Annotated in this window: 13 protein-coding genes and 2 pseudogenes; 9 read left to right on the plus strand and 6 right to left on the minus strand. The window is 60.8% G+C overall.

Annotation, left to right across the window (positions count from 1 at the left end):
* Positions 1 to 554: 554 nt before the first annotated feature.
* On the minus strand, positions 555 to 1,466 hold the full coding sequence (locus L0U83_RS36970; RefSeq protein ID WP_233889426.1) for a LysR family transcriptional regulator: 912 nt from the start codon (positions 1,464 to 1,466) through the stop codon (positions 555 to 557).
* Positions 1,467 to 1,574: 108 nt separating this feature from the next.
* On the opposite strand from L0U83_RS36970, the gene L0U83_RS36975 reads away from it, so the two are divergent.
* The 5 genes from L0U83_RS36975 (at position 1,575) to L0U83_RS36995 (ending at position 7,220) form a co-directional block, all read left to right on the plus strand.
* Positions 1,575 to 2,801, plus strand: coding sequence for a CaiB/BaiF CoA transferase family protein (locus L0U83_RS36975; RefSeq protein WP_233889428.1), 1,227 nt, complete (start codon positions 1,575 to 1,577; stop codon positions 2,799 to 2,801).
* 15 nt (positions 2,802 to 2,816) lie between these two features.
* Positions 2,817 to 3,956 (plus strand): acyl-CoA dehydrogenase family protein, encoded by a 1,140-nt coding sequence (locus tag L0U83_RS36980; RefSeq protein WP_233889432.1) that lies wholly within the window; start codon positions 2,817 to 2,819, stop codon positions 3,954 to 3,956.
* A gap of 23 nt (positions 3,957 to 3,979) precedes the next feature.
* On the plus strand, positions 3,980 to 4,729 hold the full coding sequence (locus L0U83_RS36985; protein WP_233889435.1) for an electron transfer flavoprotein subunit beta/FixA family protein: 750 nt from the start codon (positions 3,980 to 3,982) through the stop codon (positions 4,727 to 4,729).
* A gap of 28 nt (positions 4,730 to 4,757) precedes the next feature.
* On the plus strand, positions 4,758 to 5,690 hold the full coding sequence (locus L0U83_RS36990) for an electron transfer flavoprotein subunit alpha/FixB family protein (RefSeq protein ID WP_233889436.1): 933 nt from the start codon (positions 4,758 to 4,760) through the stop codon (positions 5,688 to 5,690).
* Positions 5,691 to 5,792: 102 nt separating this feature from the next.
* Positions 5,793 to 7,220 (plus strand): purine-cytosine permease family protein, encoded by a 1,428-nt coding sequence (locus L0U83_RS36995; RefSeq protein WP_233889437.1) that lies wholly within the window; start codon positions 5,793 to 5,795, stop codon positions 7,218 to 7,220.
* Positions 7,221 to 7,376: 156 nt separating this feature from the next.
* On the opposite strand, the pseudogene L0U83_RS37000 reads toward L0U83_RS36995, so the two are convergent.
* Positions 7,377 to 8,070: pseudogene (locus tag L0U83_RS37000) on the minus strand (IS6 family transposase).
* Between the two features lie 64 nt (positions 8,071 to 8,134).
* Here L0U83_RS37000 and L0U83_RS37005 point away from each other — a divergent pair.
* Positions 8,135 to 8,326: pseudogene (locus tag L0U83_RS37005) on the plus strand (DDE-type integrase/transposase/recombinase); the annotation flags it as partial.
* Here L0U83_RS37005 and L0U83_RS37010 read toward each other — a convergent pair.
* The 4 genes from L0U83_RS37010 to L0U83_RS37025 form a co-directional block, all read right to left on the minus strand.
* Positions 8,313 to 8,522, minus strand: coding sequence for a cupin domain-containing protein (locus tag L0U83_RS37010; RefSeq protein WP_233889438.1), 210 nt, complete (start codon positions 8,520 to 8,522; stop codon positions 8,313 to 8,315). The pseudogene L0U83_RS37005 and the gene L0U83_RS37010 overlap by 14 nt on opposite strands.
* 325 nt (positions 8,523 to 8,847) lie before the next feature.
* A complete protein-coding gene (locus L0U83_RS37015; RefSeq protein WP_233889443.1) occupies positions 8,848 to 9,639 on the minus strand; it encodes an ABC transporter ATP-binding protein in 792 nt (263 codons plus the stop codon).
* A 27-nt stretch (positions 9,640 to 9,666) separates the two neighbouring features.
* A complete protein-coding gene (locus L0U83_RS37020) occupies positions 9,667 to 10,434 on the minus strand; it encodes an ABC transporter permease (RefSeq protein ID WP_233889445.1) in 768 nt (255 codons plus the stop codon).
* A gap of 15 nt (positions 10,435 to 10,449) precedes the next feature.
* The gene (locus L0U83_RS37025; RefSeq protein WP_233889446.1) at positions 10,450 to 11,172 is read right to left on the minus strand and encodes an ABC transporter permease; all 723 of its coding nucleotides are present in this window, start codon (positions 11,170 to 11,172) and stop codon (positions 10,450 to 10,452) included.
* 294 nt (positions 11,173 to 11,466) lie between these two features.
* On the opposite strand from L0U83_RS37025, the gene L0U83_RS37030 reads away from it, so the two are divergent.
* Genes L0U83_RS37030 through L0U83_RS37040 form a run of 3 tightly spaced genes read left to right on the plus strand, consistent with a single transcriptional unit; the run spans position 11,467 to position 14,424 of the window.
* A complete protein-coding gene (locus L0U83_RS37030; RefSeq protein WP_233889448.1) occupies positions 11,467 to 12,519 on the plus strand; it encodes an aromatic ring-hydroxylating dioxygenase subunit alpha in 1,053 nt (350 codons plus the stop codon).
* A gap of 19 nt (positions 12,520 to 12,538) precedes the next feature.
* Positions 12,539 to 13,513, plus strand: a complete 975-nt coding sequence (locus tag L0U83_RS37035; RefSeq protein WP_233889451.1) for a PDR/VanB family oxidoreductase — start codon at positions 12,539 to 12,541, stop codon at positions 13,511 to 13,513.
* A gap of 50 nt (positions 13,514 to 13,563) precedes the next feature.
* On the plus strand, positions 13,564 to 14,424 hold the full coding sequence (locus L0U83_RS37040; protein WP_267939862.1) for a transporter substrate-binding domain-containing protein: 861 nt from the start codon (positions 13,564 to 13,566) through the stop codon (positions 14,422 to 14,424).
* Positions 14,425 to 14,462 lie beyond the last annotated feature (38 nt).

A 14,462-nucleotide genomic window follows, 5' to 3' on the forward strand; every position in this document is an offset into this window, starting at 1 on the left:
TCGCGGAACATCAATGGCGGACTCTGCCACTGGGCTGCGTGGGACAGTTGCAGAGCTGCATGCCGATGGCTACGGCATCGATGTTGCGTGTAGTTGCCTGGGTTTTCCCGCGTCAATGGGAAGCGCCGCGTCGCAATCCGATCGCGTCAGCTGCGTGCCGTAGTTGGCAAATGAACTAGACGATGCGCAGCACCAGTGACTGAAGGTCGACTTGCGCGGGAGCGTCGCAAGCTTGCACTCTGCGGTCGAAAAAGCCGCCCGTACGCAGCGCCTCGATTGCGCGTCGCGTTCATGTCGCGTGGAGTGTCCGCTTGCTTCACCCAACTCGCCGCCCGTGCTCTCCCCAGTCAGTACATTTGGGCTGTTATGTCAAAAGTAGCGAGACTACGTTGGTGGGCTTGCCTGATCATTTAAATCGCGGTGTCTGGGTCAGGTGGACAAGGCCAGGCATCGTGGCAGCCCGGCGAACTTGCTGCCGCGGTGCTGGTCCTCAACGAACGCCCGAAGGAGGGAACATGGACTCGTCGCGAAAGCGTATCGGTCAAATCCTCCCGTCATTTGCCGACGCGTTCACGCATGGCTTCGGCAACTGCGTCGCGCACGCAGGCGGCAAGCAACTCGGAAGCGCGCGTGTGGGCCGCGCGAGCCGGCCTGGCGATGACAAGGGGCTGGATGACGGTGGTTTCATGTATCGGCCGCTCCACGACGAGGGACGTTTGCGCGACAGTCGAACTCTGTGTGATCAGCAGCGACACTCCCAGGCCGCTCGCCACCATCGCACGCACGAGTTCAATGGATGTAGCGCGATACTGCACGTCGGGCGAGAGTCCATGCTGCCAGAACGGCGCCATCAGAAAATCGCGGCTCTGTGGTAGATCGATCTGGATGAATGGCTGGGCGGCGAGTTCGTGCAGCGAAACTGCGCGACGCCGCTTCGCCAGTGGTGAGTCGCCGGGCAGGAGCGCGTAGGGCTTGAGTTCGGCGAGGCATTCGCGCTCGATATCGCCGGGCAACCCAACGTCGTACATGAGCGCGAAATCGATCAGACGCTTGTGCAGCCATTCGTCGAGCTGGACGAGATCGCCTTCCCGGAACTGTACGCTGAGACCTGGAAAGCGCGTCTGCGCGAGCCTAAGCACGCGCGGCAGATAGACGGGCGCAATCGTGCGGAATACGCCGATCTGCACGAGACCGCGATCGCCTTCGCCCACGTCGTCGGTTGCGAACGCCGCGGCCGACGCGAGGAGGTGCCGCGCCTCATCCAGCTTGCGCTGACCGAATTGCGTGAGCGCCATACGCGTGCCGGCGCCGCGCGTGAAAAGTGGCGCGTCGAATAGCGCCTCCAGTTCACGGATCGCCACGGAGATCGAAGGTTGCGAGACGTTCAGCTGTTTCGCGGCGCCAGTCGTGGTGCCCGTCTCGGCCGCGGCGACGAAGTAGCGCAGGAGTCTGAGCGATAGACTCATAGGATTTTCGTATAACCGTTAATTTATTCCAGTATTTTATCTTATTGCCTCGGCGGATCAGAATCAACTCACCAACCGAACGGGTTGGCTGTTCTGGAGGAAGACGCCGTGACACTGCCCGCGCTGCCGCTCGACGGCATTCGTGTGATCGACTTTTCCCGCGTGCTCGCGGGGCCGCTATGCTCCGCGCTACTCGGCGACCTGGGCGCCGAAGTCATCAAGATCGAACCGCCAACTGGCGACGACTACCGTGCGATTGGCCCGTTTTCCGCAGGGGAAAGCGGACTCTTCCACGCCATGAACCGCAACAAGCAGAGCGTCGTGATCGACCTGAAGCACGACGACGGACGTAGGCTCGCGCAGTCGCTGTGCGCGCAGGCCGACGTGGTCGTGGAGAACTTCCGGCCAGGCGTGGCCGAGCGTCTTGGCATTGGTTACGCGGAACTCTCTGCGCTGAATCCCGCGCTCGTCTACGCAAGCGTCTCGGGCTTTGGCCAGACTGGTCCCGAGTCGCATCGTCCGGCGTACGACATCATCCTGCAAGCCATGTGCGGACTCATGGATGTGACCGGTGCGCCCGACGGCGCACCGACGCTGGTGGGCGATTCGATCTCGGATGCGGCCAGCGGACTTTTCGCCTCGTGGGGCGTGCTGGCCGCGCTACTGGCGTACCAGCGCACCGGCAAGGGCACGCACGTGGATGTGGCGATGTTCGACGCGACGCTCAGTCTCACTGCCGGCATGGTTGCGAGATACGCGACGACCGGCGTCGCGCCGCGGCGGGTGGGCAACCGGCACGCGTCGTCCGCACCATTTGGCGCCTATCGTGCGAATGACGGCTACTTCGTGGTGGCCGTGCTCAACAACCGGTTGTTCGAGCGCTTCGCGCAGGCAATCGGCCAGCCTGAACTCATCGACGATGCGCGCTTTATCGACGATGCCACGCGCAGCGAAAACGAGGCCGCGCTACGCGCCTGCATCGAGTCATGGTCCGCAATGCATAGCATTGCGGAGGTCAACGCGTGTTTGAGCGACGTGGGCATTCCGGTCGCGCCGATCCAGAACATTAGCGAGGCCCTCGAGAGCGAGCAGGCACGCGAGCGTGGACTGCTGATCGAAACGCAGAGCGCCGATGGCGGTGCGTTGCGTTTGCCACGGCAGCCGGTTCACTTCTCGGCGTGGCCCACCATGCGAACCACGCGTGCGCCTCGGCTTGGAGAACACACTCAGTCGGTGCTTGAGAGATACCTTGGTTTGGACATTGCACGCATCGCTGGCTTGCGTGATGGTGGGGCGCTTGGCCCGGTCGCAGTGCCGGTGCACGAAGCAAATTGATAAGGAAAATGAGTCATGTTTAAGCGAATGGGTGTTACCGACGCCGATGTCGAGATCGCGGAAGCCATCCGGCGATTTGCGGAGGCCGAACTGGCGCCATACGCGGCGCACGTCGACCGCGAAGAAATATCCACGACACGCTATGTTCCCGCGCTCGCTGATCTGGGCGTGCTGGGCATGAATCTGCCGGAGCGCTGGGGTGGCGTTGGTGCGTCGCCTGCCGCAATCATTCTCGCGCTCGCAGAGATTGCGGCTGCGTGCGCGTCAACTTCATCCATGATCGGCGCCCACTATCTCGCGACCGATTCGATCCTGATCGGCGGCGACGACGCACTGCGCGCGCGCTACCTGCCTGACGCAGCGGCCGGTGTGAAGCTCGGTGCGTTCGCGCTGACGGAACCGCAAGCCGGCTCGAATCCGGCGGGAATGACGACACAAGCGGTACGCGAGGGTGACGGTTATCGCCTGCGTGGCGTGAAACATTTCATTTCGAACGCAGCGGCGGCTCATTTCATCGTGGTCTATGCGAAGACCGCGCCTGAACTCGGCACACGTGGAATCAGTGCTTTTGTGGTGGACCGCGATACGCCGGGCGTGTCGGTGTCGTCCGCCGAAATGCTGATGGGCATTCGAGGCGCCCCAGCCCACGAAGTCGCGCTCGACTGCCATGTGCCAGCCATGAACCGGTTGGGCGAAGAAGGCACGGGCTTTCGCACAGCGATGAAAGTGCTCGACAACAGCCGTCTCGATGTGGCGGCGACGAGTCTCGGTCTTGCCGAAGCGGCGCTCGCGGATGCCGTGGAATGGGCGAAGACGCGGCATGTGGGCAACGAACCGCTGGCCGCCAGGCAAGGGTTGCAGTGGAAATTTGCAGACATGAAAACGCAACTCGAGGCGGCATGGCTCCTGACGTTGCAGGCTGCCACGCGGCGCGGGGCAGGCGAGCCGTTTACGGATGCGGCTTCGATGGCGAAGCTCTATGCGTCGGAAATGGTTGGATTCGTTACCGATGCCGCGCTGCAAATGCACGGCGGCTACGGCTTCACGCGCGAAATGCGGATCGAGCGGCTGGTGCGTGATGCGCGGATTCTGCGCATCTACGAGGGGTCGTCGGAGATTCAGCGTACGGTCATTGCCCGTTCCGTTCTGACGTAGGCGTCTGCGCAAGGAGCAAGAAAATGAAAGTGCTGGTAGCAGTCAAGCGCGTGGTCGACGCCAACGTCAAAGTGGGCGTGAAGTCCGATGGCACGGGCGTCGACATCTCGAACGTGAAAATGTCCATGAATCCATTCGATGAGATTGCAGTTGAAGAAGCCGTGAGACTGAAGGAGGCTGGTGCTGCTACCGAGGTGGTGGCGGTCTCCTGCGGTGTTGCGCAATCGCAGGAAACGTTGCGTACCGCGCTGGCGATCGGCGCGGATCGCGCGATCCTGATCGAATCAGACGCGGAACTGCAGCCGTTGGCAGTCGCAAAACTGCTCAAGGCGCTGGTCAACAGGGAAGAGCCGCAGTTGGTGATGCTCGGCAAGCAGGCCATCGACGATGACTCGAACCAGACGGGCCAGATGCTCGCTGCACTAGCGGGTCTACCGCAGGCAACGTTTGTGTCGAAGGTCGTGGTGAGCGAGGGAAAAGCGACGGTGTCGCGCGAAGTGGACGGCGGTGCGGAAACACTTTCGCTGACATTGCCCGCAGTCGTCACGACCGATCTGCGGCTGAACGAGCCGCGCTATGTGACGCTGCCGAACATCATGAAGGCGAAAAAGAAGCCGTTGGAAACCGTCAGGCCCGAAGACCTTGGCATCGATGTCACGCCGCGTCTGACTACGCTGAAGGTCAGCGAGCCGCCGAAGCGCGCGGCCGGCGTGAAGGTGGCGGACGTGGCGACGCTGGTCGAAAAGCTCAAGAGCGAAGCCAGAGTGCTTTGATCGACGCATACGTGGAGACGAAAGAAAAATGACGATACTGGTAATTGCCGAGCACGATAACGTGTCGATCAAGGCGGCGACGCTAAATACATTGGCCGCTGCGCAGAAGCTGGGCGGCGAGATTCACGTGCTGGTGGCGGGCCATGCCGCGCACGGCCCAGCGCAAGCGGTTGCAAAGGTGCCTGGCTGCGCGAAGGTGTTGCTTGCCGACGCGCCGCAACTGGCCGAAGGCCTCGCAGAAAATGTCGAAGCGACAGTGCTTGGCATTGCGAGGGATTATTCGCATATCCTCGCTCCGGCAACGGCTTACGGCAAGAATATCACCCCGCGCATCGCCGCGAAGCTCGATGTCGCGCAGATCAGCGACATCACGGCGGTCGTTTCCGCCAACACATTCGAGCGCCCGATTTACGCGGGGAACGCCATCGCGACCGTGCAATCTGACGACTCAGTCAAGGTAATCACAGTGCGAGCGACGAGCTTCGAGCCGGCGGCAGCGGAGGGCGGCAGCGCCTCGATCGAGAAGATCGAAGCCGCCCCGGATGCGGGGGTTTCTCGGTTCATCCGCCGTGAGGTGACGAAGCTGGACCGTCCAGAACTGACCTCTGCGAACATTGTCGTGTCGGGCGGTCGAGGCCTCGACAGCGGCGAAAACTACGCGAAGGTGCTCGAGCCACTCGCCGACAAACTCGGTGCGGCATTGGGCGCATCGCGCGCAGCCGTCGATGCGGGCTATGTACCGAACGACTATCAGGTCGGCCAGACGGGCAAGATCGTCGCGCCTCAGTTGTACGTCGCAGTCGGCATTTCAGGTGCAATTCAGCACCTGGCCGGCATGAAGGATTCGAAGGTCATCGTCGCGATCAACAAGGACGAGGACGCGCCGATTTTCGGCGTCGCAGACTATGGCATCGTCGGCGATCTGAACGTCGTCGTGCCAGCGCTTGCCGCGCATATCTGAACACCATTGACGGATTTTCTCGATGCCTCGCACGCTGCACGAAAAAGGGCAGCGCACGGGTACGACCCTGTAGCTGTTCCCTTATGAAAGAGGAGCGCAAAGATGGACTGCACCGCATCGCGTAGTGAAAAAGCCACGCTGGTCGAACGGCGTTCGATCGACTACATTCCCGAAGCCGAGCGTCACGGCAATCTGTTCAGCCAGTTCACCCTCTGGTTCGGTGCAAACCTCCAGATCACAGCCGTCGTGGTCGGCGCGCTCGCCGTCGTACTGGGTGGCGACGTGTTCTGGTCGCTGGTCGGGCTGCTCTTCGGGCAGATGCTTGGCGGTGCCGTAATGGCTTTGCATGGCGCCCAAGGTCCGAAGCTCGGATTGCCGCAAATGATTTCGAGCCGCGTGCAGTTCGGCGTATATGGCGCCATTATTCCGCTCGCACTGGTCTGCGTGATGTACGTGGGGTTCTCAGCTGGCGGCACGGTGCTCGCCGGCCAGGCGATCGGCGAATTGCTCGGCGTGGACAATACCATGGCAATCCTGATGTTTTCCGCAGTCGTGATCCTGCTCACGGGATTGGGGTATCGCGTCATTCACGCCATGGGCCGCATGTCGAGCATCGTTGGCACGCTTGCCTTCCTGTATCTCTTTGCGAGCCTGTTGAATGGCCATGCGTGGAGCACACTGCTCGCCAACCGCCACTTCACGGTAGCGTCGTTCCTGCTCGCCGTCTCGCTGTCTGCATCGTGGCAAATCGCGTACGGACCCTACGTGGCCGACTATTCACGCTATCTGCCGAAATCCGTCTCGACGTTCGGGACATTTCTGGCTGTCTTTTGCGGCACGGTGACCGGTGCGCAGGTATCGATGACGTTCGGCGTGCTGGCCGCCGCGCTAGCCGGTAGCCAATTCGCCGGGCACGAAGTGGCGTTTATCGTTGGCCTTGGCGCATCGGGATTTATCGCCGCGATTCTTTATTTCACGATTGCGCTCGGCAAACTCACCATCACGACGCTCAACGCGTACGGCAGCGTCATGTCAGTGACGACGATCGTCACCGGCCTTGGTCAGCGCCGCGAGATATCCCGCGGTGCGCGGCTCGCTTTTGTGATTCTGTCGGTCGGCGTATCGAGTGCGCTCGCACTTGCCGGACAGCATTCCTTTCTGAAGGCGTTCTCTTCATTCCTGCTGTTCCTGCTGGTATTTTTTACCCCGTGGAGCGCGATCAATCTCGTCGACTACTACTGGGTGACACGCGAACGTTACGACGTCCCTGCGCTCTTTGATGCGAACGGCCGATACGGGCGCTGGAATGCAGTCGGTATCGCCGTCTACGTGGTGGGCGTGCTGGTGCAGATGCCGTTCGTTGCCACCGGGTTTTATACCGGGAGCTGGGTCGAAGCGCTTGGCGGCGTCGATGTCTCGTGGATCGTAGGCGTCATCGTGCCCGGCGCACTGTATTACGCGGCGACGCGTTTTGTGCAGCCACGCGTGCCAGGCGAGCTCATTTTGCCAGATACGGTTGGCGAGGTGTGAAAGAGCAAAGCGAGGGGCACGAGGTTGTAGCGAACTCGGCGAGCCGCGCATGATCCGATTCCCGGATTACATAGAGGTCGTAAAGCGGATCAAGCTGACCGGTTCTGTCGAGATAAGGCGTTATGGACAGAAGCACACCAGAACAAATAGGATGCCTTATTTGACGAGCGAGTAAAATTCGGTGGCAGGTGTCGCGTTCAAGTCGCCGCTCTGCATTTTCCCCTTGGCGATCATATGCATCAACTCATTGCCGCCGCGCAAAATACGCGCACATCGGAAACTCTTGAAGCCCATCCTCGGCCGCGTTCGGCGTTTGATCGCACGATGATCTTGCTCCACGATGTTGTTCAGGTACTTCACCTGACGAACCTTGATGGGTTGTTGCCGAGCCGAGTTAATGGCCTCGGGCGCCACCACGTTGGCTCCGCTTTTGTCGATCGTCACCGTCCCGGGCTCGCCGTTACGTCTGATCGCCTTACCGGCGTGCCGCGACCTTGTCCCGGTGGGCTCGCAACAGGAAATCGACGGTGTCGCCGTCCTTGTCCACGGCACGGTACGGGTATCGCCACAGGCCGTTGATCTTGATGTAGGTCTCATCCATCCTCCAGTTCTTTCCAACCGGGCGCATGCGCTGCCGGAAGAGCTTTCCCAGCACAGGCAACGGCTTCAGCGCCCATCGGTGAACCGTCGAATGATCGACCGACAACCCCCGCTCGGACATCATCTCTTCCGGATTGCGCAGGCTCAGCGGGTACGCAACGTACCAACGCGCGCACAGCAGCATCACATCCAACGGATAGTGCATGCGTTTGAGTACCCGCTTGACAGCTGCATTTACTCCTTCCTCCATCGCTCTCGTGTCGCCTCTGTCTTCAAGTCCTCAGCTTAGCAGACCGCGTTACTGCGCCAGAACCCTGGAATCCATCAATGCCGAGCGCGAAACACCGATCAAGATCCGCCAGACGAAGTACCTGAACAACATCATCGAGCAGGATCGCCGCGCGATCAAGCGGCGCACCCGACCCATGCTCGGGGTCAAGAACTTTCGTTGCGCCCGCATCATTCTGTCTGGCATCGAAGTGATGGATGTGATCAGGAAGGGGTAGATACAGGACGACGCAGCCAACTTGGCGCCGTCACACCGTCACGCCGCAAATAGCCGCGCAGGATGTGAATGAACATGAGGTGGGCAAGCTGGGTGGAGGCAGCGTCAGCTCCTGGCAAGCCTTCTGTTCGCTCCCGGATCAGTTGTTCGAGAATCCAGCGCAAGGTCTCGTCCTGAGATGCTCGCGAATGACTCACGTCTCGCGCCGGCGCTCAGGCATGAGCAGCCATGAAAGAACTGGCGGCTCGCACAGGCCGAATACAGTGCGGCAAATGGCTGGTACCAGGTAGCTGCCGAGAATAACGGCTATTTCCCGCTTGTCGATTTGCAGAATGGAAACACGCCGGTCAGCCTGCAGACCGTCGGTACCGGATCGACATGGCTGCCGCGCATACAGGGTGTGATTGATCAGCTTGGTTCGAGTTACGCAACGGTGCAAACATCGATCTACAACCAGTGCTCGCCGGTGCCGGCAAAGGCCGGGGTCTCGTCAATGACTTCATTTTGCGGCCGTGGACGACCTCAATGCGGCACGCGGTCCTTGTGGCTCGAAACGAATTGCCGGAAGCGCGGCGACTTCGGATCGTCGAACACCTCGCCGGGCGCGCCGTCCACGTCGACCTGGCCTTCGTGGAGGAACATCACGCGGTTCGACACGTGGCGCGCAAATCCCATTTCGTGCGTTACGACCAGCATGGTGCGGCCCTCCTCCGCGAGCGCTCTCATGACACGCAGCACTTCGCCGACGAGCTCGGGGTCGAGCGCCGAGGTCGGTTCGTCGAACAGCATAACTTTCGGGTGCATGGCGAGGGCGCGCGCAATTGCCACCCGCTGCTGCTGTCCGCCGGACAAATGGGCGGGATAGTGCGCACGCCTTTCGGCGAGGCCGACTTTCGCCAGCAGCGCCTCGGCTTCGTCGACGGCTTCCGCGCGGCTGCGCTTCTGCACGCGTATCGGGCCTTCGATCAGGTTCTCCAGCACCGTCATATGGGACCAGAGATTGAAGTTCTGAAAGACCATGCCGATCTGCGAGCGGATACGGTCAACCTGCTGGCGATTTCCCGAATGCAATTTGCCGTCCCGCCGCCGCACCAGCGCCAGTACCTCTCCAGCGAGCGCAATCGAGCCGTCATCCGGTGTCTCGAGCAGGTTCATGCAGCGCAGCAGCGTGCTCTTGCCCGAGCCGCTCGCGCCAAGGATAGTGATGACATCGCCTTCACACGCATCGAGCGAGATTCCGTTCAGGACGTTATGGTTACCGAACGATTTGCGGATGTTGTTGACTGACAAGGCAACTGGGCGCGGGTTACTCATGGAAATCTCCGGCGGAAAGAGCGTGGTTCAGGAGGCGATGCGACGCGGGTCGGCAACGGTCGTTTCCGGGTTCGCGCCGGTTGCCTGGGCGGGCGCTCGAACGGGTGTCGTGCGAAGGTGGCGTGATAGGCGCGCTTCGAGCAGCCCGAAAATACGGACGATGATGAAGTTCAGAAGGAGGTAGATGAGGGCCGCGCATAGGAAGACTTCACTGGTTCGATAAGTTTGCTGAATAATTTTCTGCGCGACACCCGTGACTTCCCAAACCGTGACGAGACTTGCGAGCGCGGTGGATTTCACCTGCAGCACGGCTTCGGTCGTGTAGGCGGGCAGGCACTGGCGCAGGGTGATGGGACCGATGATCCGGCGCAGCAGCTTGAAGCCCGACATTCCGATCGAATAGCCGGCTTCGATCTGTCCGATCGGGACGGCCAGCAAGCCGCCGCGAATGATCTCGGCCGTATAGCCGGCCGTGCACAGCGCGAGAGACAGCACCGCGCACATATAGGGCTCGCGCAAGACCGGCCACAGCAAGCTCTCTCGAATGATGCGGAACTGGGCGAGCCCGTAATAGACGAGAAAGAGCTGGATCAGGATCGGCGAGCCGCGGAACACGAGAATGTACGCGCGCGCGAGCCGGTTCGGCAGCCAGTGCGGCGAGACGCGCATGGTGACGATCACGAGCGCGAGCGCGCCGCCCAGCGCGATGGAACAGAAGAACAGGCCAAGCGTGGCGGGCACGGCGGCGACAAGGCGCGTGAGCGTGTCGAACAAAAAGTCGAATTCGGAATGCATGGTGAGGCTGCTCCGTCAATTGCGTGCGAAACTGGTGCGAAAGGTTCGCCCGACGCGCGCTTCCGCATGGTTGAAGACCCGGTTCGAGATCATCGTCATCAGCACATAAAGTGTGCCGCCGACGATGAAGAACAGAAAGTATTGATGCGTCGAACCCGCGGCAACCTGGCTCGTGCGCAACAACTCCGCAAGCCCCGTGACCGAAATGAGCGCGGAATCTTTCAGGCTCAGTTGCCAGACGTTGCCGATGCCGGGAAGCGCGAAGCGAAAGACTTGCGGAACCAGGATGCGCCGTATCATCGTTGCCGTGGGCATGCCGATCGCGCGCGCCGCTTCGAGCTCGCCGCGCGAGACGGCAAGCACCGCCGCGCGAAAGACTTCGGCCTGGTACGCGCCCGAGATCATGCCGACGGCCAACGCGCCAATCAGGAAAGGCGGAACGCCGATAAAGCCCTGCGCGTCGAACCATTGACCGACTGTCGTGACGAACGTCGATCCGCCGAAATAGAAGAGGTAAATGACGAGCAGTTCGGGAACGCCGCGAAACACGGTCGTGTAGAGGTCGCCGACGATCCGCAGGATGCGCAATCCGGAGAGCTTCGCGGCCGCGATGAGCGCGCCGAGCAATGCGCCGATGACGAGTGCCGTCAACGTGACCGCGACGGTCATCAAGGCCGCCAGCAGCAGTATGCCGCCCCAGCCGTCAGATCCGAAACCGAGTAGTTCAAGCGTGGACATGCATAGTGCTCCTATGGATTTTACGAGCCGCTAACGCGATGTATTCAAAGGCGCGTGGCGAAGAATGTTGTGCGGGCGAAATTGTCTATACAAGACTGCACATTTCAGAATCGCGGCGCAAGCTATTTCGCGAGAAATGTGTGAATTCATCGGGAAATCCCTATCGTTCGATAATCGTCGCATGAAAATGGCGCCGGTATTTTTAGAAAAATTGAGTTGTGGCGTTAGATAAAATCGCTTGCCCGTTGTTTGTCACAGTTTCTATTCTGTGCACCATCTGACAACGGACAACATATGAAAGAGGTGGCAATGTATTTACGGAATGCGTGGTATGTGGCTGCTTGGAGCGATGAGGTCGACGATCGGCCGGTGGGGCGTGTCATCCTCGGCGAGCCGGTCGTGTTTTATCGCAACATGGAGCGATCGATCGTAGCGCTGGAGGATGCCTGCTCGCATCGAAAACTGCCGCTGTCGATGGGTGTGGTGGCAGGAAACCATTTGCGCTGCGGTTATCACGGGCTTGAATTCGGCTCCGATGGCGCGTGCAGGCACGCGCCTGGGCTCTCGCGCACGCCTCCCAACGCGTGTGTGAAGTCCTATCCCGTTGAAGAAAGATACGGCTTGATCTGGATCTGGATGGGGCCTGCCGATCTGGCCAATGCCGACACGATCATCCCGATTGCGCATTACGACGACCCGGTGTGGGGAATCAATCGCGGCCCGGCCATGGACGTGAATTGCAGCTACCTATACATGACCGATAACCTGCTCGATCCCTCGCACGTCACTTACGTTCACAAAACATCGCTCGGCAACGTGGCGACCGCCGACGTGCCGGTCAAGATGTCGGTCCTGGAGAACGGGGTGCTGGCTTCACGCTGGATGCTCGATTGCGAACTCGCGCCGTTCTTTATTCCCTACGTGGGTTTTACCGGACGCGCGGACCGGCTGCAGCATTACGAAGTGCGCTATCCGTCGCACGCCATAATTCGCGACATCATTGCACCGGCGAATTCGGGCGCGCCACAAGGGAATTTGCATCCCAGCGTTTTTCTGATGGACTCTTACAATTTCGTGACGCCGGTGACCGAGAATACCTGTCGATATTTCTGGTTTCAGGTTCGAAACTTTCGCCCGGATTGCACGGTGACCAGCCGCGCGCTGACCAACGATTTCATTGCCGCATTCAATGAAGATCTGGTCGTATTGGCAGCGGTCGATCGGGGCATGGCGAACAAGCGCACGCCAATCACGGATATCGAAACCGATGCCGCCCCGCTGCGCTTTCGCCGCGTGCTGAAAAAGATGATCGAAGCCGAGCAGGCCTCGCAGGCGATTCTCGCATGATCTCGGGGAGTGTGGGCTCATGAGCGCGTTGACCGATACGATAGAAGTGGTTCTCAGTGAAGCCGGCGGCGGAACGCACGACACGCGCGTATTCCGGCTGACGCGGCCGGACGGCGCGTCGCTTCCCGCCTGGCGGCCCGGTGCGCATGTCGACGTTCATCTTCCGAATGGCCTGGTTCGCCAATATTCGCTGTGCGGGGCCGACGCGCAGGCGCCGGATTACCGTATCGCGGTCAAACGCTCGCCCGAGTCGCGCGGAGGGTCCGAGTGGCTCTGCGGCCACGCACGCGACGGCGCACGATTGCGTATTGGCATGCCACGGCACGCGTTCGGCGTGGACGAGCGCGCGCGGCATCACATTCTCGTGGCCGGGGGGATCGGCGTCACGCCGATTCTCTCGATGGCCTATGCGCTGCAAGCCCTGGGGCAACCCTGGCAATGCGAATATTTCGTGCGCAGCGAGGCTGACATTGTCTTTCGCGATGAAATCTTGCTCTCGCCGTTGGCCGGGAAAACGCACATCCATCCGGCGCTGGCTCCTGACGCGGTGCGCGAGCGCATGACCGGCTTGCTGGCGGAGTCGAAAGCGGATTCGCATGTGTACGTCTGCGGTCCCACGGCGCTGATGCAATTGAGCGCCGAACTCGCTCGCGGCGTGCTTGGCGAGCGCAATGTTCACATGGAGGCGTTCGGTCCTGCTGCACCCTGCGGAGCCGACGAGCATGCTTTTTCGGTGAAACTCGAAACGTGGGGCAAGGCCATTTCGGTTCCAGAGGGTAAATCCGTACTGGCGTGCCTTCGCGACGCCGGCCATGAGATTGGGTCTTCATGCGAAGTGGGCGTGTGCGGGACGTGCATGATGCGCGTGATTGAAGGTGAGCCCGATCATCGCGACACGTATTTGACAGATGAAGAGCGTATGGCCGGGACGCACTTTCTGCCGTGCGTCTCGCGTTCGAAGTCGCCGGTGCTGGTGCTGGCCAGCGAACCTTGACGATGGACATGCCGGAACGGAAATTCAACAGCGACGGAGGAGACAGGCATATGAGCATCAATCGACGGAGTCTTGTGAAGGCCATTGCGGGGGCGCTCGCTCTCACGGCGGTCACGACCGCCGTGCCGGCACACGCGGCGCAGGGCAGGACGGTGAATATCGCGCTGGAGGGCAGTTACGAGCCGTGGAATCTCACGCGGCCCGATGGCACGCTCGACGGTTTCGAGCCGGAATTGGCCAGGAATCTTTGTGCGCGAATGCATGTTCAGTGCAGGCTCGTTGCGCAGGATTGGGATGGACTGATCCCGGGTTTGAACGGGGGCAAGTTCGACGTGATCATGGACGCCCTGTCCATTAGCGACGAGCGCAAGAAAGCCATTGCGTTTTCCACGCCCTACGCGAACACGCCAGCCGTATTCGCTTCGGCTTGCCCAGGAATACTCTCAAAGATCCCGTCCAACGGAGCGCTGTTGAAACTTTCCGGCGATCCGGCGCAGGTCAAGCCGATGGTCGACGTGCTGCGCAAGAGTCTCAAGGGCAAAACGATCGGCATTGTTACGGGGTCGGTCTACAGCAATTTCATCAACGAAAATTTCAAGGACGTTGCGACGATTCGCGAATACAAGAGCGCCCCGGATCATGATATCGATTTGACCTCGGGGCGCATTGACGTCGCGTTCGACGATGCGGCTTACTATGCGTCGGCGCTGTCGAAGCCGGGGAACTCCTCGCTTTGCCTGACCGGTCCCAGGATTGGCGGGGCGATCTGGGGCGATGGCGAAGCGCTCGGCCTGCGCAAGAGCGACACCGATTTGAAGACGATGTTCGACCGGGCCATATCCGAAGCGCTGGCGGATGGCACCCTCAAGCGCCTGAGCGAAAAGTGGTTCAAGACGGACGTGACGCCTTGATGGCTTTTTGATGGGCCTGGGCACTACGGAATGCTCCA

Origin of the sequence: Paraburkholderia flagellata (assembly GCF_021390645.1) — a bacterium.
Lineage (GTDB): Bacteria > Pseudomonadota > Gammaproteobacteria > Burkholderiales > Burkholderiaceae > Paraburkholderia > Paraburkholderia flagellata.

What these genes read in the sequence shown, in the direction of transcription:
- L0U83_RS36970 (WP_233889426.1), bottom strand. Translation starts at nt 1,466, where the DNA reads ATGAGTCTATCGCTCAGACTCCTGCGCTACTTCGTCGCCGCGGCCGAG.
- L0U83_RS36980 (WP_233889432.1), top strand. Translation starts at nt 2,817, where the DNA reads ATGTTTAAGCGAATGGGTGTTACCGACGCCGATGTCGAGATCGCGGAA.
- L0U83_RS36985 (WP_233889435.1), top strand. Translation starts at nt 3,980, where the DNA reads ATGAAAGTGCTGGTAGCAGTCAAGCGCGTGGTCGACGCCAACGTCAAA.
- L0U83_RS36990 (WP_233889436.1), top strand. Translation starts at nt 4,758, where the DNA reads ATGACGATACTGGTAATTGCCGAGCACGATAACGTGTCGATCAAGGCG.
- L0U83_RS36995 (WP_233889437.1), top strand. Translation starts at nt 5,793, where the DNA reads ATGGACTGCACCGCATCGCGTAGTGAAAAAGCCACGCTGGTCGAACGG.
- L0U83_RS37015 (WP_233889443.1), bottom strand. Translation starts at nt 9,639, where the DNA reads ATGAGTAACCCGCGCCCAGTTGCCTTGTCAGTCAACAACATCCGCAAA.
- L0U83_RS37020 (WP_233889445.1), bottom strand. Translation starts at nt 10,434, where the DNA reads ATGCATTCCGAATTCGACTTTTTGTTCGACACGCTCACGCGCCTTGTC.
- L0U83_RS37025 (WP_233889446.1), bottom strand. Translation starts at nt 11,172, where the DNA reads ATGTCCACGCTTGAACTACTCGGTTTCGGATCTGACGGCTGGGGCGGC.
- L0U83_RS37030 (WP_233889448.1), top strand. Translation starts at nt 11,467, where the DNA reads ATGAAAGAGGTGGCAATGTATTTACGGAATGCGTGGTATGTGGCTGCT.
- L0U83_RS37035 (WP_233889451.1), top strand. Translation starts at nt 12,539, where the DNA reads ATGAGCGCGTTGACCGATACGATAGAAGTGGTTCTCAGTGAAGCCGGC.
- L0U83_RS37040 (WP_267939862.1), top strand. Translation starts at nt 13,564, where the DNA reads ATGAGCATCAATCGACGGAGTCTTGTGAAGGCCATTGCGGGGGCGCTC.